Origin of the sequence: Clostridium neonatale (genome assembly GCF_001458595.1) — a bacterium.
GTDB lineage: Bacteria > Bacillota > Clostridia > Clostridiales > Clostridiaceae > Clostridium > Clostridium neonatale.
In genome coordinates this window covers 1-1,601 of record NZ_LN890322.1, presented here as the reverse complement: position 1 = coordinate 1,601, position 1,601 = coordinate 1, and the positions used below count along the sequence as shown (strand labels likewise).

Here is a 1,601-nt window from a genome sequence, read left to right as displayed (position 1 = left end):
TTTGGTACTCTATAAGTGTAGATACAAATCATAAATATATGATTTAACATCTGCACTTATTTTAATTTATAATAAAGGGAGTAATTTGGTATGACGACTTTAGAATTGGGTTTTAACATCCGTAGCTAAAACTGTCAGCCATCCCTTATTATAAAGATTCGATTAAGCAGGTTGAAACCGTACGGCTTTCGTGTAACTAACCAAAATGAATTGTAATAAGTGTGGGTGGATTAAAATTACAATAATTTTTTAGGAGGATTAACATGATTAGTGTTGGAATTGATGTTTCAAAAGGAAAAAGTACAGTATGTATATTGAAAGAATATGGTGAGGTTATTAGTGAACCACATGAAATAAATCATACTGAAGCTGATTTAAAAGCATTAGTTGAATCTATTTCTGAATTAAATGAAGAAACTAGAGTTGTTATGGAAGCGACCGGTGCATACCATTTGCCACTACTTACTTATCTTAAAAATCATGGTATATTTGTAGCCGTAATAAATCCATTAATTATGAAAAAATATTCTGCTATAGGATTAAGGAAAGGTAAAACTGATAAATTAGATTCTATCAAAATAGCTAATTATGGAATTGATAATTGGTTTAAATTAACTGACTATGAAGCAACAGATGAGGTGTATTCTGAATTAAAATTATTAGGTAGGCAATATTCTCATTATATAGCTATGAGAATAGAGAGCAAACTTGTACTAAGTAATCTATTAGATAGAACAATGCCAGGAATTAAAAATCTATTAAAAAATAGATCCGATAAGCCAGAGAAAGATAAATTAAATGATTTTGTTAAAGAATACTGGCATTACGATAATATTACCAAGAAAAATGAAAAGCAATTTATAAATAGTTATTTTAAATGGGCAAAAAATAAAGGATACCATCAAAGTGAAACAAAAGCAAAACAGATATATGCTTTAGCACAAGAAGGCATCCCTACACTATCTTCTAGTACCCCATCAACCAAAATGTTAGTATTAGAAGCTGTTCGAGTTCTTAGCGAAATAGATAGAACTCTATCTATGATATTATCACAAATGCAAGAATTAGCAAGTAGTTTAAAGGAATACAATGTTGTTAGAAATATGCCTGGAGTTGGAGATACATTGGCTCCACGCTTAATTGCTGAAATCGGTGATTTAAAACGCTTTTATAATAAAAAGGCTTTGATAGCTTATACGGGTATTGATTCACCTCCTTTTGAGTCGGGACAGTTTGTTGCAAACAAACGTCGTATTTCTAAAAGAGGTTCTGCATTATTACGAAAAACTGGATATGAAATTATGAAATGTATCAAAAGTGCCAAACCAAAGGATGATCCTATATTTTTATATATGTTAAAAAAAGAAGCAGAAGGAAAACCTAAAAAAGTTGCTAAAATTGCTGCATTAAATAAGTTTCTAAGAATATACTACGCTAGAGTAAAAGAAGTCTATAATACTTAAATTTAGATAGTATCTATATCTAAATTAAACAGAATTTCTGTTTAATTTATTTGTCATGCAAAAAATATATAAAAAACCTGCTAAAAAAAACTTGATTTTTCTTAGCAGGTTTTAGCTGAAATTTCCCTACAATCGAGC

At 29.4% G+C, this 1,601-nt stretch carries 1 protein-coding gene; it reads left to right on the top strand.

Annotated elements, in window-relative coordinates:
- Positions 1-263: 263 nt before the first annotated feature.
- The gene (locus BN2920_RS00120) at positions 264-1,463 is read left to right on the top strand and encodes an IS110 family RNA-guided transposase (protein ID WP_058293047.1); all 1,200 of its coding nucleotides are present in this window, start codon (positions 264-266) and stop codon (positions 1,461-1,463) included.
- Positions 1,464-1,601 lie beyond the last annotated feature (138 nt).

Coding starts and splice junctions, on each gene's coding strand:
- BN2920_RS00120 (WP_058293047.1), top strand. CDS start 264: ATGATTAGTGTTGGAATTGATGTTTCAAAAGGAAAAAGTACAGTATGT.